Below are 18,868 nucleotides of genomic sequence, written 5' to 3'. Positions count from 1 at the left end.
TTCGAGGGCGACATGGCCGCGTCGGCGCCGATCGCGGCCATGTCGCCCTCGAAGTCGTCGCCGTGGTACTCGAAGTAGCCGAACAGCGTGTCCTCGCGCAGGAAGATGCTGTAGTTGCTGATGTTGGCGGCCCTCAGAGCGGCCTCGACGTCCGGCCAGACCTCGGAGTGCAGGCGCAGATACAGGTCACGGTGCTCGGGCCGCAGGCGGATCGTCTGGGCAACCCGTTTCATGGGGGTCCTTCCGGTGAGGGTGGGCCGCGTTGCCGACCAGCCCGGATCGGGTGTGCCTTGACGAAGGGCGCCAAGGGGTGCGGCAACCGGCTCACTCCTTTGTCGCGCCGGCGAGCATGCCGGACACGAGAGCGCGTTGGGAGAAGAGGAACACGATCAGAACAGGGACGACGGTCGCCAGGGTGGCCAGGGCCAGTTCGGGCCGCATGATCTGGTTGCCCGCGCCGCTGGCGGTGTTGAACAGCGGCGAGGCGGCGAGCAGGTTGTTCAGCCCCACCTGCGCCGGATACTGGGAGCTGTCGGGCAGCATCACGAACGGCAGGAAGAAGTTGTTCCAGTTGCCGACGAAGTTGAAGAAGCCGACCAGGGCGATCACGGGTTTGGCCAGCGGCATCGCGATGCGACGGAAGACCTGCCACTCCGAGCAGCCGTCGATGCGCGCTGCGGCCAGTAGGTCGGAGGGGACGTTGGAGGAGAAGTAGATGTAGGTGAGGTAGACCCCGAACGGGAAGAAGGAGAAGGGCAGGATCACCGACCAGATCGTGCCGTCCAGGTGCACGGCGTTCATCCCCAGGTACAGGGGCAGCACCATCGCGGCCGTCGGCATGAGCATCACGAGCATGGTGACGGTCAGCAGCACCCGCCGCCCGATGAACTGGGTGAGAGCCAGCGCGTACCCGGCGGGGATCGACGTCACCAGGGTCACGGCCAGCGCGCCGAACGTGTAGAGCGCCGAGTTCAGCAGCCAGGTGAGGATGGCGCCGTCCTGGAACGCGTGGAGGTGGTGCCAGGAGTCGGCGACCGCGCCCAGAGAGCCGAAGGAGAACGGGTTGTCCCGCACGATCTGACTGTCGGTCTTGGTCGGGGCCAGCAGGAGCCACACCACCGGCACACAGAAGAACAGCGCGGACAGGCCCATGACGATGACCCAGGCCAGCCGGGCTGCCAGTGACCTCGGGTGGTGCTTCCGGCGCATGGGCTTCCTCGGGCTGGTGCGGGCGCCGGGGGTACGGGGCTGCGGGGTTCGGCGGGCTGTGGTCGTGGGAGCCGTGGTCATCTTTCGTCCCTCTCGAACAGGCCGGTACGGAAGACGACGAGCGCCGCGCAGGCGAGGCCCAGGACGAGGAGGTCGACGGAGAGCGCCGCCGCGCCGTTGAAGTCGCCTGCCTGGAAGGCGTACTGGTAGGAGAGCTGGTTCGGTGACCAGCTGTCGGGGATCATGCCCCAGCTGGCGAGGGAGACCAGTTGCGGCTCGACGAAGAGCTGGGTGCCGGCCGCGAAGGCCAGGATCAGCATGTACGCGATCCACTTGGTGATCATCGGGATCTGGATGCGCAGGGCGATCTGGAGCGTACTGGCGCCGTCGATGCGAGCGGCCTCCAGGATCTCGTCCGGGATGCTGTTGAGCGCGCCGTACATGACCACGATCCAGCCGCCGGCCCCGGTCCAGAAGGCGATGACGGTGAAAAGCACGGGCAGGTGTCCGGGGGCGTTGACCTGGGCGAGCGTGTTCCAGCCGAAGCTCTTCAGCAGCCAGCCCACGGGGCTGGCGGCCGGGTCGAGGAGGATCAGGAAGAGCAGTACGCTCGCCACCCCGGCGAGGGCACCCGGCAGGTAGAACAGGAACCGCAGGCTGGTGGAGGCCCTGCGCATGCGGCCGTGCAGCATCAGGGAGAGCAGCACCACCAGGATCATCAGGCTGGCCAGCCACACCACCAGGTACAGGGCGATGTGGAGGAAGGCCGGTCCGAAGCGGTAGTCGGTGAACGTCCGGGTGAAGTTGCCGAGTCCGACGAGCTGGTTGCGGGAGTTGGACAGCGACAGCCACACCGCGTAACCGGTGGGCAGGACGCCGAAGGCGAGTAGAAGGAGGACGTAGCCGGAGACGAAGACGTAGCCGGCGCGTCCGGCGGGGTTGCGGGCGGAGCGGCCGCGTCGGCGGCCGCTGCGCTCCGTCGCCAGGTGGGTGGTCATGGGTCCGCTTCGCTAGTTGACGGTGTATCCGAGGGACTTGGCCTTGTTGGTGATGGCCGTCTGCCAGGTGTCCAGGGTGTCGGTGAGGGTCTTGCCGGAGTTCAGGGCGGGGACCACCGTGGAGGAGTAGATGGCTTCCTGGCTGTACTGGGTGGCGGACCAGCCGGGCCAGATCAGTTCCGCGGATTCCTTGAAGACGGGGCCGACGTCCTCGGCGAAGTAGCCGGTCTTCTTCTGGTTGGCGAGCCAGGTGACCGCGGCCTTCTTGTACGCGGGGTAGGTGCCCGCGGTGCCCTGGTAGGCGTCGGAGGTCGTCATCCAGGTGACCAGGTCGGAGGACGCCTTGAGGTTCTTGCTGTGGGAGGAGACGAACCACAGGCCGCCGCCGACGTTGCCGGTGTAGTTCTTGGCGTCGCCCTCGAACTTCAGCGGGGATGCGGCGGCGATCTGCCCCTTGGGGGTCTTGAAGGTGGAGTTGAAGAGCACCTGGCCGAACCAGGAAGGGCCCGGGAGCATAAGGACCTTGCTCGCCTGGTTCTTGATGAAGCCGGCGCTGAAGACGGTGTCCTTGGAGACCGAGCCCTTGGCGATCAGGGTGTCGAGCAGCTTGGCCATCCGGGTGCACTTGGCGTCCTGCAGGTCCACCTTCACCTTCTTGGCACCGGTCGCCGTGCTGGCAGGGCACTGGCTCGCCCAGAAGTACACCTCGGGGCTCCAGGCGTCCCCGGCGGTGCCGACCAGGTAGCCGGGGTGCTCCTTGGTGACCTTCTCACCGAGTGCCTGGTACTCCTCCCAGGTGGTCGGGACGGAGTACCCGAACTTCTCCATGAGGGACTTGTTGTACCAGAGCACGTTCTGGGCCAGGTCGTTCCGGAGGCAGTAGGTGTTGCCGTTGAAGGCGCAGGGATTCAGCGCGCCGTCCGCGAAGCCTTTCAACGTGGACTGGGAGACCACGCCCTGGTTGACGGGCGCGGCATACGGGCTCTTGCCCTGAGATGCCCAGCTGGCGTCGTTGACATTGGCGCTGAAGGCGACGTCGGGCCACCCGCTGCCGGCCCGGTCGAACAGCTGGACCTTGGTCTGCAGGTCGTTGGCGCCGTTGGCATCCCCGCTGTACGTGACGATCTTGATCTTCACGTTCGGGTGCGCCTTCTGGTATGCCTGCACGCCAGGAACGCGGGTGGCGTCCGCCCAGACCGTGATCTCGCTGCCTTCCTTCTGAGTGACAGGTTTGAAGGCGTCGGGGGAGGAAGCCGTCGTCGGTGCGGGGTCCGCGCTGCCGCAGGCAGCGAGCACGAGCAGGGAGACGGCGCCCAGGACAGCGACGGCCGTGCGCCTGAGCTGGCGGCGGGAGGAAACCGGAACGTCGTCGTTCATGACTGACCTCAGATCTTGGGAAATGACGCACAGCGGTGAGGTGCCGCGCTCGGGGTGTTCGAGACAGGCCGTCGGGCGGCCTGGGGCTCCCGTCATCAGGCCCGAGGCGGGGTGACGGTCTCCTTGTCGACAAATGCCTGAAGCGCGGGAGGGTAATCCAGGCCCGCCGGAAGGGCGACGCCCGGACCGGTGGGGGCATGAACGAGGCCGTGGGCGTCGATGCCACTCTCACGGCTGATGGGATTGCCCATGACCAGCGACTCGTAGTAGGTGGTGTTCGAGATGGCCATGCACAGGTGCCGGTTGGGGATCTCCGGCCCGTGCACCTCGGCGCGCAGCCGGTAGGCATCGGCGAGGTGGGCGGTGCGCATCGCGCCGGTGAAGCCGCCGCGCAGTTGGGTGGAGGCGCGGACCCCGAAGGTGGCGGCGCCGGCCTGGATGAAATCGGCCGAGTTCATGTGCGCCCCGTCGGAGGTCTCGGCCACGAGGAGGGGAACGGCCACCGCGTCCGCGAGGCGCTTGTACGCGGTGACACTGAACTCCCTCATCGGCTCCTCGTACCAGAGGTAGCCGGCGTCCGAGAGAGCGTGTCCGAGATGGATCGCGTCGGGGAGGTCGAAGCCCGCCGACCCGTCGAACATCAGCGGGACGTCGTCCCCCACATGCTCGCGCAACGCCACCGACAGGCGGGCGTCACGGCGGGCATCGCCCCAGGCGTGGAGCTTGATGGCGGGGTAGCCGAGCTCCAGGGCCTGGTCGGCGATGTCCAGGTACTCCTCGACCGAGGAGTAGGTGACAGTGGAGGCATACGCGGGTATCGAGGTGCGGTAACCGCCGAGCATCTGCCAGGTGGGCCGGTCGGCGAGTCGTCCGGCCAGGTCCCACAGCGCGATGTCGACCAGGCCCAGCAGGTAGAGCGGTAGCTCCTCCGTGCGGTCCAGCTCCCACATGCGGTGCCAGAGCCATTCCCGCTGCAGGGGGTCCTGCCCCACCAACTCCTTGCGCAGTACGCGGTCCAGCAGGTCCGCCAGGATGACACCACTGCCCCGCCGAGGGGACATCGCCACCCCCTCGACCCCTTCGTCCGTGCAGATGCGCAGCACCGCGGCTTCACCCTCGGACGGGCTGCCCAGGAGTCCGTCCCGCCAGACGAAGGGCGGACTGACTCCCGGCACCCGCACCGGATGGCACTCGACTTCGGCAATGCGCACGGCTTGCACCCCTTGGAGCGGGAAGTACTGCTGCGAAATTTTCGTGTAACGTAAGTCGTCATACGAATGCTGTCAAGAAGTCCCGCGCAGTAGACTCGCCGCCATCCGCATCAGCAAAGGGGACCCGCATGGCCAAGGACAGCACCGGTAGGGCAGGAGAGCCTCCCGTTCTCAAGCCCTGGCCCAAGCGTCCGGCCCGACTGGCGCAAGCCGTCACGGAGAGCCTCACCGACTCGATCGTGTCGGGTGCCATTCCTCCGGGGTCGACCCTGCCGGTCGAACCCGAGCTCTGCGAGACGTTCGGCGTCAGCCGCATCACCGTCCGCGAGGCGGTCAAGTCCCTGGAGGCCAAGGGGCTGGTCCTCGCCCGGCAGGGCTACGGCACCACCGTCACCCCGCCTGAGGAATGGAACCTCCTCGACCCGGTCGTGCTCGCCGCCACTGTCCAGCATGACGACCAGCTCGTCGTCCTCGACCAGTTGGTCGACATCCGGTCGACGCTGGAAGCCCAGATGACGGCCCAGGCCGCGGAGCTGGCCACCGACGACGACCTGAGAGACATCGAGCGGCTGCTCGTCCGGCTCGACGAGGAGACCGCCGTCCCGGCACGCTTCATCGAGACCGATGTGGCCTTCCACGACCGGATCATGCAGGCATCCCACAACAGGCTCGGGCGCTCCATCATCCGGATCCTCCACGCCCAGGCGCGCACGACGTACCTGTACAACGGCACTCCGGACGCGACCGCGTGCGAGCGGGCCAACACGGAGCACCGCGCAGTCGCCGAGCGGCTGCTGGCCCGGGACTCCGAGGGGGCCGCGCAAGCCATGGCGGCACACATCACGACCGCTTGGAGCCGCCGCCGCGTGCCGAACGTCGGCTCGCCCGCCTCCTGAGAGCACTCCCCCCGACTCGCCCCCGAGCCGAACAGGCCGGGGGCGTTCGCATGTCCGGGTCCTGCCGAGCCGGCAGCGCGCGACCTATTGACGAAATTCGTATGACGTCTAATGTTACATCGCTCTTACCCCTTCCCCCTCTTGCCGCTGGGCTCTCCCCTGCCCGCCCACGCACACCACGGGCCCCCTGAACCTCCCGGAAGGTGTCACATGCGAACAACCCGCATACGTCCCACGGTTCCTGGCCGTCTCAGGTCATGGCTGGCCACGGCCGCCGTCCTCACTGCCTCCACCGCGGCAGTCCTCACCCAGGCCGGCCCCGCCTTCGCGGCCGGAACGACGCTCTACGCCGCACCCAACGGCTCCGGCACAGCCTGCTCGTTGAGCCGGCCGTGCTCCGTCACCCAGGCCAAGACCAAGGTGCGGGCGATCAACAACTCCATGACACGCGATATCACCGTCGAGCTCGCCGACGGCACCTACCGGCTCTCCGCGCCGCTCGCCTTCACCTCGGCGGACTCCGGCACAGGCGGCCACACGGTGAACTGGAAGGCCGCGCTGGGCGCCCATCCCGTCATCACCGGAGCGCAGAAGGCCACCGGCTGGACCGTGCAGGACTCGGCCAAGAACATCTGGAAGAGCAACGTCGGTACCGGCTTCGACACGCGCCATCTGTCCGTGGACGGCGTCATGGCCACCAGGGCCCGCACCGAGGTGCGCCGCTCGGACCTGACCGCGACCACCAGCGGCTACACGTTCACCAACAGTTCACTGGGCTACCTCAACAGCCTCGCGCAGCCCGGCCGGACCGAGATCCACGGCATCGGATCCTTCACCGACCGCTACGCTCCGGTGACCGGCATCAGCGACGGCACCATCACCATGGCCCAGCCCTCGTGGGACAACAACACGTTCGGCTACGACACCCTGACGAGCCCCTTCCGGGCCGGCCCCCTCTACATCGAGAACGCCTACGAGTTCCTCGACACGGCCGGCGAGTGGTACCTCGACACGGCTGCCGGCACCCTCTACTACAAGCCGCTCACCGGGCAGGACATGAGTGAGGCCGACGTCGAGGTGCCGAGGCTGGAGTCGCTCATCAGCGTCGGAGGGACGTACTCCTCCCCCGCCACCCACATCGCCTTCTCAGGGCTGCAGTTCTCGGGCACCAGTTGGCTGGACCCCACCGACCACGGCTACGCCAGCCAGCAGACCGGCGCGTACCTGGCCGGTACCTGGGACCGCCCGTCGGACGCGCTGACCTCGTGCCAGAGCGGCTGCCGGCTCTTCGAGGCGGCACGCCCTCACTGGAAGCAGATGCCCTCCGCCGTCCAGGTCTCGGCCGCCGACCACATCGCGTTCACCGGTAACCGGTTCACCCAGCTCGGACAGAACAGCCTCGGCATCGGCAACGACGCCAACGCCCACACCACCGGCGTCGGACTCGGCGCCCGCAGCATCACAGTGACCGGCAACGTCTTCACCCAGAACGCGGGCGGCGGCATCGCCGTCGGCGGTGTTCGAGCGGACGCGCACCACCCCAGTGACAGGCGGATGACCAACCGGGACATCACGCTGAGCAACAACCTCATCCATGACGTGGCGCTGGAATACCGAGACATGTCGGCCATCCTCGTCACCTACGTGAACGGCGCGACCATCTCGCACAACGAGGTGTACAACCTGCCCTACTCCGGCCTCACCATCGGCTACGGCTGGGGCGCCAACGACATCGGCGGCAGCCAGGACTACGTCAACCGGGGCCTGTACAACTACCAGCCCATCTACACGACCGCGACCACCGCCGCGAACAACCACGTCACCGACAACTACATCCACGACCTCATGCAGCAGATGACCGACGGCGGCTGCATGTACACCCTGTCGGCGTCACCGGGCAGCACCTTCGAACGCAACTACTGCCACAGCAACAACGGTTGGTTCGGCTTCTACCACGACGAGGGCTCCCGGGACTTCACGGACACCGACAACGTCTTCCGGAACACCGGCGAATGGGGCCATGAGAACAGCAACGCGACCAACAACACCGGCGGCCTGACCCTGATCGACAACTGGACGAACAACAGTCACGCGAACATCACCAACACCAACGGCCGCGGTGACGTGGTCAGCGGCACCGTCGTCGTCAGCGACGGCAACTGGCCGTCAGCGGCCAAGACGGTCATGAACAACGCCGGTATCCAGCCCCTGTACCGTCCGCTGACCACCGACCCCGTCAGCTCCCCCTACAGTGCCTACTCCTCCACTCCCGCCCACACCGGCCAGAGCGGCGGCCACTTCACGATCACCGATGCGGGCAAGGACATCTGGGGTGCCGGCGGACAGCACGACGACGAGTACGGCAGCGTCTTCCGAAACGGGGCAGCCGTCGCCGGCACGTCGGTGACCGCCCGGGTCGACAACCTGGACAACACCAACGGCTGGGCCAAGGCCGGCGTCGTCCTGCGCAACGACCTCACGGACGACGGCTCCTCCGCCGGATACGCGGCTGTGGTGGTGACCCCGAACAACGGCGTCAGCTTCCAGCGGGACCGCAACGCCGACGGCTACCTCGACCAGCTCACGAACACCGCTGCCACCGTCAAGGCACCGGTCTGGTTGCGGCTCACCCGCACTGCCACCCAGGTGTCCGCCTACTACTCCACCGACGGATCCACCTTCACTCAGGTCGGCTCGACGGTGACCCTGCCGTCCATGGCGACCACCCAAGATGCCGGCGTCATACACACAGCCCACAGCACCACCGCCGGCAGCGCGACATTCAGCAACCTGCGCATCGTCACCTCTCCCTACGAGGCATACAGTTCGATTCCGGCCGCCGTCAGCCAAAGCGGCGGAGTGACCTCCCTGACCGGCGCGGGCATCGACATATGGCGCTCCGGCACGGCATACGACGACGAGTACTCCGCCGCCTACCGGACGGAGGCCGCCGGAACGTCCTCGACCGTCACCGTCCGCGTCGCCAGTCAGGACAAGACCAACAGCTGGGCCAAAGCCGGCCTGATGCTGCGAAACGACATCGCCTCCGCCGGATCGTCCACCGGGTACCTCATCCTCGCCACCACCCCCGGCAACGGAATCGCCCTGTCGTCGGACTCCAACGGTGACGGCTACCTCGACACCAACACCATCAAGACCGCAAGCGCCACCGTCGCCCCGGTCTGGCTCCGCCTGGTCAGGAGCGGCACGTCGGTCACCGGCTCCTACTCCGCCGACGGCACCACCTGGACCACTGTCGGCACCACGACACTGACCGGGGCGAACAGCACCCTGGACGCGGGCATGTTCTCCACGGCCCACGCCGGAAGTATCGGCACCGCGACCTTCGGCAAGTTCTCCGTCAGCTGACAGCGGTTCGGGTCACGATCTCCGATACGAGCTCCGCGGGGGATCTGCGCGAGGAGGTGGCGGCGTTATGCGCGGCCCGGCTCCGCCTGACAGTCGCTCGACAGCAGGTGCCCCGCAGCTCTACCGGGAACCGGCTGCGTGCCCTGCTGCCTCCTCGGCCTCCTGCTTCTTCGACGCGCGCAGGCTCGTGAACGTCGTGACCGCCAGGACCAGCACGATGAAGCCCAGCGAGAACGGGATGCCGATCTCGGGCACGTGGACGCCCGACTCGTGCAGCGCGTGCAGCACCAGCTTCACGCCGATGAAGCCCAGGATGATCGACAGCCCGTAGCTCAGGTGGACCAGCTTCTTCAGCAGGCCGCCGATGAGGAAGTACAGCTGGCGCAGGCCCATCAGGGCGAAGGCGTTCGCGGTGAACACGATGTACGGGTCCTGCGTCAGGCCGTAGATGGCGGGGATGGAGTCGAGGGCGAACAGCACGTCGGTGGAGCCGATGGCGAGCATCACGACCAGCATCGGCGTCATGATCCGCTTGCCGTTCTCGGTGATGAACAGCTTCGTGCCGTGATAGCGGTCGGCCACGCCGAAGCGCTCTTCCGCCATCTTCAGCAGCTTGTTCTCCTGGTACTCCTCCTCGTGGTCCTGCTTGCGGGCGTCCTGGACCAGCTTCCAGGCGGTCCAGATCAGGAACGCGCCGAAAAGGTAGAACACCCAGGAGAACGCGGAGATGATCGCCGCGCCGGCCGCGATGAAGCCGGCCCGCAGCACCAGGGCCATCAGGACGCCGACCATCAGCACCCGCTGCTGGTACTGCGAGGGCACCGCGAACTTCCCCATGATCAGGACGAACACGAAGAGGTTGTCGACGCTCAGCGACTTCTCCGTGATGTAACCGGCGAAGAACTCGCCGGTGGGCCCGCTCCCGCCGAAGTACCACAACCCCAGCCCGAACAGCACGGCCAGGACGATCCACACCACCGTCCACGTCCCGGCTTCCTTCACGGACACGTCGTGCGGCTTGCGGCCAACGAAGAAGTCGACGGCGACCAGCACGCACAGGGCGGCCACGGTCAGCAGCCACACGGACAGCGAGACATTCACTTGGTGCTCCTGGTACGGGGATGGCGATGACACTTCGTGCCCGCCGTGTCACATGGCATACACGGCATTCAGCCCGTACACGGACTGAATGCCGTACAAGAAGCAGCACCCCAAGGTCAGAACCGAGGGCATCGAGGTCAGCCGATGCAGGCAGAACCGTTCCAAGTCGTACCGGATGGGCAGGAAACCGAGGGGCGAACGTTGATCGCCTGGGCCTCCTCCGCCGGGAAGAGCGCGGCTCCGAAGACGCCACACACGACGGCAGCCCACACGGCGAAGCTGCGGGGCTTACTGAGGACAGCACTCACAAAGACTCCTTGAAGTTTCAGCAGATTGGGGGCACCGGGCTGGCGCCGGACGACGTTCTCGGTAAAGATGCTGCCTACCCGGCCTTATGCTTACCGCCGGTAATAGCCGACTCAACACAACCAACGAGGGCGTATGACGCTCCCAGAGTTTCCGGCCTTCGATGTCATGACGGCGACCTGCCCGTCCCGCACCTCGCTCGCCCGCATTGCCAACAAGTGGACGGCCATGGTGGTCATCGCGCTCAGCGCGGGCCCCATGCGCTTCCGCGACCTGCGCAACAGAGTCGACGGCATCAGCGCCAAGGTCCTCACCGAGACGCTCCGGGACTTGGAGCGCGACGGACTCGTCACCCGGCACGTGTACGGCGAGATCCCGCCCCGGGTCGAGTACGAGTTGACCGCACTGGGGCGCACCCTGTATGCCCCGCTTCACGCGCTGGGCCGCTGGGCCGAGGAACACTTCGCCGAGGTACTCGCGGCACGCGAGAGCTACGACGCCCGCCAGCGACCGTCACTAGTTGCCGAAGGGGATGATGTGGCGATGCGTCGTGACGGTGGGCCTGACGGTGCGGCGTCCTGAACTCGCTGCGTCTTGACCTTCGTTCGTCGCCGACTGCACGGCGATCACCGCGGTGGTCCTGTTCAGGCGCAGACTGTGCGCCAAGATCCAGAGGGACAGCGTGCCCAGCGTGTTCATCCTGCAGATCGTCGACCTGATCGAACAGGGCGGATCCTGATCGTCGGCGGAAATTCGCCGACTGCCGTGAGGGCCGCCGCGGTCCGCATGCCCGGGTTGCAGGACGACTCCCGTCCGGAAGGTCACGGGCGGCCTACTGCCCCCAGAAGGCGTCCTCGGCCACCTGATCGCCGGAGAACAGCCACATCTCGACGATCTTGCCATCCTTCAGGCGCAGGACATCCACGCCGTCCATGCTCATGGACACGTCCTCGCGCCGCCCGGCGAAGTGGATCGAGGCGGCCACCATGTCACCGTTGCCCATGAGAGCGTCGATCTTGTCGATGGCGAAAGAACCCTGACTGACCTCCATCATCCCGCCGAGCATCGCGAAGACGGCGTCGCGCCCCTTGCGCTCACCTGAAAACCGATTCGCGCCCGGCTGATGCCAGACGACCTGCTCGTCCAGCAGTTCCCCCACCCTGGCCAGGTCGCCCTGCTGCACGGCCTGGAAGTACTCACCCGCGATATCGACGTTCTTGCTGGTCACGACAACACTCCTTACGCCTCCGACATGGAGGCAGTACGACTTCCGGTACGGCTTGGATGCGAGGCGCGTGCGCGACTCGGGGTGGATCAATGCCGCGCGGTCAGGTTTCGGCAGACCTGCTCCACAGGCACTGCCCCAGCATTCGCCCTCGACCTGCCGGCCCGCCGAGAAGAGCCAGGCCCTGCGATACGCGCGCTCTCGATCCGCAGCAAGTCGACACCGTTGAACCAGGTATGGGCCGCGACAGCGAGCCTTTCTCCGTGGACTCCATGGTCGGCTTGAGAAACGAACGTGTCTTCGGTGACCGCCCCAATCCTTCGGCGAGTTCTCCTGCTGCACCTCCATATTCGCCATCGAGATCCAGTCACCTCAACGTAACCAATGGGGTGATGTGATGCACGTCACTCCATATCGGTGTCCACGGGAACTCACCTCGTGAGGGATCCGGAGCGATGACTCAGACTGTGTGGACGGCAACAAGCGCTGACCGAAAGGGACTTGCGGCACTCCGACCGGGGCTCGGGGCACCTCCAGTTCACCCCCCAGGCGCAGGACCCCGGCGCGGCCGCGCCACCACCCTGCCCGGGCAGGCCGCTGCTCGTTCGGGCCCCGTCGTGTGGCGTCTGGCGGCGTCTGGTTGTCGCTAGCGCTCAACCACCCAGAGGGGCGTCTACGAGGCCCCAGTCATCCCATTCACCCGATCTATCAGCCCCGTCGCATCCTGCGTGCCGACGGCTCGACCGTGAGTCTTGAGCATCTCACCAGTCGCGATCGTGAAGTTTCTGTCGATCCTATAGACAGACTCCACGCTGAAGCTCCTTAATAGATCCGATGTCTCTCCGGCGAGCCACACCATAAGTGGCCTCTTGTCTGCTCGCCGTTTGAGAATGACCAGTCACTCCGTTCAGCCCGGTTGTCGAGCCGCGGCACGGTGTGTTGTCCCGGGAAAGTCAGGAGATCACGTTGTCAGAGCCGATCAGCAACAGACGGGCCGCTCGTCGGCATGGCGTCCGCCGAGGACGGGCTTCGCCCTCCGTCTGTGCCCTCTCCGTTCAGGAGCCCCTGACGCCCAGCGCGCCGCCGCAATGCTTGTGCCGGTCGCCTTCCTGAGTGTCCTTTCACTACTTTCATCACCGGGTTGCGCGCACAGGCCGCTCCCTCACCGTGACCGACGCATGCCGGTTTCGCCGACACCATCGAGGGCGACCGCACCTGGCCATGCAGCTTTCGGCCCACCCCCGAGCGGTACCTCGTCCCACGAGGCGCCCCTGTTGAAGGCGAGGTCGGTGCGACGGACGGCAACGGGCAGCCCCGACCTGCACGTTTACCGCTCAACGCCGAGCCGATTGAGCCACCCCACGACAGCCCGGTCGCCAACCTTGGGCGGTCACCCTCCGCTTCGCATCCGCCTGGCCGGCAGGTTTCAGCGGAGCACCGTTTCGCAGCCGCTTCGACATCCGTGCATGCCCCGGCACTCAGGCCGTCGACTGCCCTCTGGGACGTCGTCACCGCAATCAACGCCATCGATCCACAGGAGTGGGCCATGTCTACAGGAAGAATGACTCGCCGTACGTTTCTCGGCACCGCGGGTGTGGCGAGCGCCGCGACAGCCCTGCCGATCGTCCCCAGCTTCTCCGGCCTTCTGTCGCAGGCGGCCGCCGCCGACACGCAGACCAACCTCAACAAGCTGGTCGACATGCGGTTCGGCATGTTCAACCACTTCAGCCTGGGCACGTTCACGAACCAGGAGTGGGCCGAACCCCACCAGAGCCCCGCCCTTTTCGCTCCCCCGAGCGTCAACTGCGCACAGTGGGCCGACGCGGCGGTCGCAGCGAAGATGAGTTACGGCATCCTGACCACCAAGCACCACGACGGCTTCGCCCTGTGGCCGAGCGCCTACGGCACCCAGAACGTCGCGAACAGTTCCTACAAGCACGACGTGGTGCGGACGTACTGCGACGCATTCCGGGCGAAGGGACTGAAGGTCGGGTTCTACTACTCAATCTGGGACCGCACCTTCGGCGTCGAGGCATGGGAGAGCCGGCACAAGGTGACCGGGCTCGAAATCACCGATGCCATCAAGCCCGACCACATGACCTTCATCCTCGGCCAGATGCGCGAGCTGCTCACCAACTACGGCACCATCGACATGTTCATGACCGATGGCTACGCCTGGCAGATGGGGCAGCAGGCCGTCTCCTACCAGAGGATCCGTTCGCTGGTGAAGGAGCTGCAGCCGGAGTGCGTCATGATCGACATCGGAGGGCTGTCGGAGCCCTTCCTCAGCGACGCGATTTTCTTCGAGGAGCCGCTGGGGATCAACGCGCCGTCGGGCAACACCTACGCCGGAATGCAGGGGCAGACCATCAGCAACGGCTGGTTCTGGCACCCCTCCACCCCGACCGAGGGCCTCATGAGAAAGGATGCGGTCCTGTCGCACCTGGCCGACCTGGAACCGAAGTACACCTCGTTCATCCTCAACTGCCCGCCCAACCGCAACGGCCTGCTCGACACCAACATCGTCAACCGGCTCGCCGAAGTGGGCGCCGCCTGGAGCCCGAACACCTCCCGGCCGCCGCTGCCCGCCCAGCCACTGCGCGCCGAGTACCCCCTCACACCGGTCAACGCGTATGCGACCGCCTTCCACACCGGCGAGGGACCGCTCAACGCCATCGACGGACTCAGCGACGTCCGCTATGAGACCTGCTGGTCGACCTGGAGCCTGCCGCTGCCACAGTCGATCACCATCGACCTGGGCGGGGTGTGGAGCAACGTCTCCACCCTGGAGTACCTGCCCAAGCAGTGGAACCGCACCAACTCCACCGACGGCGACATCACCTCGTACACCATCCACACCAGCACCGACGGCGTCACCTTCACCCAGGTCGCCGCGGGCACCTGGACCGGTGACCGCACTCTCAAGCTGGCCGAGTGGCCGGCCAGGAACGTGGGCTTCGTCCGGATCCGGGTCAGTGCGGCCACCGGCGGTTACGCCAACATCAGCGGCGTCAGGATCGGAGGCCGGACCGCCAAGCCTGCGCTGGTATCCACCACACTCCCCGGCAACGGCACCGTCTACCGGCTGGTCGCCCGGCACAGTGGCAAGGTCGCCGACGTGGAAAGCGCGCGCACCGCGAACGGCACAAACGTCGATCAATGGCCATGGCTCAACCAGGCGAACCAGAAGTGGACCTTCACGAGCACTGGCGACGGCTATTACAAGATCAAGGGTGTGGGCAGCGGCAAGCTTCTGGAGGTCGCGGGTCTCTCCCGCGAGGACGGCGGCAACGTCGGCATCTGGGCAGACGCCCGCGTCCCCCAGCAGCACTGGGCCGTCACGCCCACCGGCGACGGACACTACTTCCTCATCAACCGCTACAGCGGGCTTTCCCTCAGCGTCGACGAGGGCAGCACTGCCGACGGAGCCAACATCGAGCAGCAGCCGTATGCGTCACAAGGGCGGCAGCAATGGCAGATCATTCCGTCCTGACCTGCCCTCCGCCCCCTCCTCCTCTACAGACTCCTCACCGAGATCCGGACCAGCCGCGGACCAACTCGTCAGGCGTGAGCTGGGCTTCTTCTAGACGCACGAAGGAAGGTGCCTGACCGGGCGTCGGAGCAGGAGTACGGCGATGTCGTCGGTGTGCTGACTGGCTTGTCGAGTGCGGTGGACGAGGTTGTCCACGAGTTGGTGCAGGGGAAGGCCGCTCCACTCGGCGAGGCTTTCTGCGAGGTCGGTGATGGCCTGGCCGATGTCGGTGCCGGGGGTTTCCACGAGGCCGTCGGTGTAGAGGACGAGGAGCGCTCCCGGGTCCAGCGGCAGCGTGGTGAGCGGGTAGGAGTGGGTGCCGAGACCGATGCCGAGGGGCGGGCCGGGACGGACGGTGACGGCATGGGTCCGGTTGTCGGGGTGTCGAAGGAGCGGCGGCGAGTGCCCTGCGCTGGCGAAGGTCACCTGGTGGCGCGCGAGGTCGAGGTGGGCGTAGAGGCAGGAGACGAAGCGGCTGGCGTTGAGGTCGGCGAGGTCGCGGTCGGTGCGGGTGAGGACCTGGTCGGGCGTGGCTCCGGCCGTGGCGTGGGAGTGGACGGCCATGCGTACCAGGCCCATGAGGGCGGCTGCCGACATGTCATGGCCTTGCACGTCTCCGATGACGGCCGCGGCGGTGGTGTCGGTGAGGCGGATGAGGTCGTAGAAGTCGCCGCCGAGGTTCACGCCGTGGCTGGCGGGGTGGTAACGGGCGGCCACATCGAGCCCGGTGACCGTGGGCAGGGCCTGGGGCAGGAGGGTCTGCTGAAGGGCGTGGGCGAGGCCGTGCTTGGTGTCGTAGAGGCGTGCGCGGTCCAGGGCCTGGGCGATGAGACCGGCGAGCGGCGTGAGGATGGAACGCTCGGCGGCGGTGAAGTGGTGGGGGTCGTTGTAGGCGAGCAGGAGAGCGCCTACCGGGCGTCCGGAACTGAGCAGCGGCAGGAACGCCCAGGCCTGTTTGTCACTGAGCTGCGGCGCCTTGGGATAGAGGTGGGCAAGCTCTTCCCGGTTGGCGAAGAACAAGGACACGCCGGTTGCCAACGCGCGGCCCGCGGGGGTCAGGTCGGCGTCCGTGGGAAGGCCGTCCAACTGCTCGACGACGTCCGGTTCGTACCCGCGGTAACCGATGATCCGGATCCGGTCGGGGTCGGCAGCGGACATGATCATGCCGTGGGCACCGAAGGCGGGCAGGACCTGGCCGGCGACCAGGTCGACGACGTCCTGCACGCCGACGGTTTCGGTCAGTGCGGCTGCCAGAACCATCAGTAGATGGATTCGGCTCTCGGGCGAGGCTGCGGCTCCGCTGGAGGGCTGCGTGCCGGGAGCCCTCGACGAGCGGCGGGGCGTGACGAGGATGCTCGTGCCGCTGTCGTCCACGTGGAGGCGGAGGTCCAGCCACTGGTCCGGCGGGCGCAGGACGGTCAGGGCGACATTCTCGCGGCTGCTCAGAGCCGTGCGATACGCGTCCATGTACGTGAGGTTGTCGAGCCAGGGCAGTGACTGCCACGGCTGGGTGCCCAGCAGCTGCTCGGCGGGTTTGCCGAGCAGCTTGGCGGCGGCGGTGTTCACGTAGGTGATGTGCCCGGCAAGGTCGAGGGCGAGGGTGCCGAGGGGAAGGCGTTCGACCAGGCCGGCCGCCGCCGACACGGACTGCGGCGTTGGCTCTCCGGCAAGGGGAGGGACGAAGCAGGGCCGCTCCGGAATGACCGGAGGGCCGGCGGCCGCGTTCAGCACCTGCGCGATGCGCCGGGCGCTGAAGGCGATGCGTCCGCGCTCCCTGCGGCTGAGAACAGGTGTACGGCCGGGAGGCCACGCGAGCAGCAGTGCACCCCGGCAGTGTCGGACGTGCGTGAGCGGAGCGCTCGCGAACGCGAGCTGATAAGGGAGGTTCGCCGCGGCGCGCGGGTAAAGGCGCGCCAGCTCTTCCAGGGAACTCACCCAGACGAGGCGCTCGCTGCGTATGGAATCCTGCATCGGACCGGTCGCGGCGAAGGCGCTCCGCCACCACGGTGCGAAGGCGTCGACCGGCACACCGCACAGCGCCACCGCGCCCATCGCCGATTCATCCTGGTCCACCAGGTAGACACCGCCGAACCTGGCGGCCGTGCGGCGCACAGCCGCCGCCAAGGCCGCACAGAGCGGATCAACCGCACCTGGCTGCTCACTCAACCCGGTCATGCGACGCAGTACCTCATGCCCATGTTCAAAACGCTAAGCCCGCATCGGGGTGACGGCATGTGGATCAGCGGCGCACCACCTCGCGCGTCCCGTGACCAGTCCGAAGACGTCGACAGGGTGGAGCCAGGACGATCCTGGCTCCACCCGTGGTGCGGGACGTCACTGGAACTGTGCGAAGAACCTCCAGATCTCTGCCTTGGTCCAGGTGGTGACACCGCTTTCGCCGGAGGAGCCGTCGACCGGGCCGGGTATGTGGCCTCCGTCGAACGCGGCCCATTGGACCGGGTAGCCGGCACGGCAGCCCGAGTAGGTGGTGGTGATGTGCGTCCGGCTGCCCGGCGCGGGCTCGCGCGGGCTTTGGGCGGCGCAGCCGTTGTTGGCGACGAACTTGTCGCGCAGGGACCGTCCTTGCCCGATGTTGAGGACGTTGTCGCTGACGCCGTGGATGCCGAAGTAGGCGATGGGCTGCGTGCCGCCGCTGCACCCGCTGATCTGGGCGCCGGACATGACCGCGACGGCCCTGAAGACGTTCGCCCGGCTGCATGCGAGTGCGTAGCTCATACCGCCGCCCCAGCTGAATCCCGTGGCGAAGCGCTGTGCCGGGTTGACACAGAGGCCGCCCTCGATGAGCCGGATCATGTCGTCGACGAAGGTGATGTCCTCACCGCCCGAATTGGCCCAGCCGTTGCCGAGGCCCTGGGGGGCGACGAGGATCGCGCTGTTGTTCGACTGTTCCTGTTGGCCGTAGTAGGACCAGGCGTTCCCGCTCGTGCCGCCCGAGGCGACCTCGCCGGCGGTTCCGCCCCTCCAGTGGAACGCGAAGATCAGCCGGTAGCGGTGGCTGTTGTCGTAGTTGGCGGGAACCCTGAGGATGAAGCTGCGGCTCTTGCCGCCGCTCTGAATCGTGTGCGTACCGCTCGTCAGAGTCGGAGCGCTGCCGCATCCGCCGCCACCACCGCCGGACGACAGCTTGACCATCTGCCACTGCTGGTTGGCGCCGCCCCAGTCGGAGTACTGCACGACGCTGCCGCCGTCGGCGGTGGAGGCGCCCTGCACCTCCACCGCCTTGCCGCTGGTGCGGTTGACCAGCCGGACGTGGCCCGCGTCGGAGTCGGCCAGGCGGAACTGCTGGTTGGCCCCGTTGTGGTCGGCCCACTGCTGGATCGCGGCACCGTCCGCGGTCGAGGAGCCGGCCACGTCGAGGACCTTGCCCGAATGCCGGGCCTTGAGGCGGTAGAAGCCGCCGCCGGAGTCCACGAACTGCCACTGCTGGTTGGCCCCGTCGTTGCGCGTCCACTGGCTGATCCGCGCGCCGTCGGCGGTGGACGTGTCAGAGACGTCCAGCGCCTTGCCGCTGTTGCGATTGACCAGGACGTACCAGGCATTGGTGTCCACCGTCGCCGCCTCGGCGGGCGCCGGTTTCACCGCCGCGAGCGTGCCGATCGCGAGGGTCGCCGCCACCACAGCGG

13 protein-coding genes are annotated in these 18,868 nt (G+C 67.1%); 4 read left to right on the top strand and 9 right to left on the bottom strand.

Features of this window, described 5'->3' with window-relative positions; translation table 11 throughout:
- The 5 genes from CCL05_RS30700 to CCL05_RS30680 all read right to left on the bottom strand — a co-directional run.
- Positions 1 to 233: L-rhamnose mutarotase (locus CCL05_RS30700; RefSeq protein WP_143589972.1), on the bottom strand; the 233-nt coding region annotated here is incomplete at its 3' end.
- 91 nt (positions 234 to 324) lie between these two features.
- Positions 325 to 1,209, bottom strand: coding sequence for a carbohydrate ABC transporter permease (locus CCL05_RS30695; protein WP_086563953.1), 885 nt, complete (start codon positions 1,207 to 1,209; stop codon positions 325 to 327).
- 77 nt (positions 1,210 to 1,286) lie between these two features.
- On the bottom strand, positions 1,287 to 2,207 hold the full coding sequence (locus tag CCL05_RS30690) for a carbohydrate ABC transporter permease (RefSeq protein WP_086563952.1): 921 nt from the start codon (positions 2,205 to 2,207) through the stop codon (positions 1,287 to 1,289).
- Positions 2,208 to 2,219: 12 nt separating this feature from the next.
- Positions 2,220 to 3,584, bottom strand: coding sequence for an ABC transporter substrate-binding protein (locus CCL05_RS30685; RefSeq protein ID WP_086563951.1), 1,365 nt, complete (start codon positions 3,582 to 3,584; stop codon positions 2,220 to 2,222).
- A 95-nt stretch (positions 3,585 to 3,679) separates the two neighbouring features.
- Positions 3,680 to 4,795, bottom strand: coding sequence for an enolase C-terminal domain-like protein (locus tag CCL05_RS30680; RefSeq protein WP_086563954.1), 1,116 nt, complete (start codon positions 4,793 to 4,795; stop codon positions 3,680 to 3,682).
- 128 nt (positions 4,796 to 4,923) lie between these two features.
- Between CCL05_RS30680 and CCL05_RS30675 the strand changes: the two genes are divergently transcribed.
- Positions 4,924 to 5,691 carry a FadR/GntR family transcriptional regulator gene (locus CCL05_RS30675; protein ID WP_086563950.1) on the top strand — a complete coding sequence of 256 codons (768 nt, stop codon included), beginning with the start codon at positions 4,924 to 4,926 and terminating at the stop codon, positions 5,689 to 5,691.
- A 210-nt stretch (positions 5,692 to 5,901) separates the two neighbouring features.
- Complete coding sequence (locus tag CCL05_RS30670; RefSeq protein ID WP_143589971.1) at positions 5,902 to 9,060, top strand: DUF1349 domain-containing protein; 3,159 nt, start codon at positions 5,902 to 5,904, stop codon at positions 9,058 to 9,060.
- 120 nt (positions 9,061 to 9,180) lie between these two features.
- Here the strand turns inward: CCL05_RS30670 and CCL05_RS30665 are convergent, their stop codons facing one another.
- Positions 9,181 to 10,161, bottom strand: a complete 981-nt coding sequence (locus CCL05_RS30665) for a TerC family protein (protein ID WP_086563948.1) — start codon at positions 10,159 to 10,161, stop codon at positions 9,181 to 9,183.
- 441 nt (positions 10,162 to 10,602) lie between these two features.
- Here CCL05_RS30665 and CCL05_RS30660 point away from each other — a divergent pair, with 441 nt between their 5' ends.
- Positions 10,603 to 11,049 carry a winged helix-turn-helix transcriptional regulator gene (locus CCL05_RS30660; protein ID WP_086563947.1) on the top strand — a complete coding sequence of 149 codons (447 nt, stop codon included), beginning with the start codon at positions 10,603 to 10,605 and terminating at the stop codon, positions 11,047 to 11,049.
- Positions 11,050 to 11,299: 250 nt separating this feature from the next.
- Here CCL05_RS30660 and CCL05_RS30655 read toward each other — a convergent pair whose 3' ends face one another.
- A complete protein-coding gene (locus tag CCL05_RS30655) occupies positions 11,300 to 11,695 on the bottom strand; it encodes a nuclear transport factor 2 family protein (RefSeq protein WP_086563946.1) in 396 nt (131 codons plus the stop codon).
- Between the two features lie 1,543 nt (positions 11,696 to 13,238).
- Between CCL05_RS30655 and CCL05_RS30645 the strand changes: the two genes are divergently transcribed.
- Complete coding sequence (locus tag CCL05_RS30645; RefSeq protein WP_086563944.1) at positions 13,239 to 15,185, top strand: alpha-L-fucosidase; 1,947 nt, start codon at positions 13,239 to 13,241, stop codon at positions 15,183 to 15,185.
- 90 nt (positions 15,186 to 15,275) lie between these two features.
- Here CCL05_RS30645 and CCL05_RS30640 read toward each other — a convergent pair whose 3' ends face one another.
- Both CCL05_RS30640 and CCL05_RS30635 read right to left on the bottom strand, forming a co-directional pair.
- Complete coding sequence (locus CCL05_RS30640) at positions 15,276 to 17,399, bottom strand: SpoIIE family protein phosphatase (RefSeq protein ID WP_086563943.1); 2,124 nt, start codon at positions 17,397 to 17,399, stop codon at positions 15,276 to 15,278.
- 159 nt (positions 17,400 to 17,558) lie between these two features.
- On the bottom strand, positions 17,559 to 18,863 hold the full coding sequence (locus tag CCL05_RS30635; protein ID WP_086563942.1) for an RICIN domain-containing protein: 1,305 nt from the start codon (positions 18,861 to 18,863) through the stop codon (positions 17,559 to 17,561).
- Positions 18,864 to 18,868 lie beyond the last annotated feature (5 nt).

Source organism: Streptomyces africanus (genome assembly GCF_002150735.1).
In the GTDB taxonomy this organism is placed as follows: domain Bacteria; phylum Actinomycetota; class Actinomycetes; order Streptomycetales; family Streptomycetaceae; genus Streptomyces; species Streptomyces africanus.
This window is presented reverse-complemented; position numbering and strand designations above follow the sequence as displayed.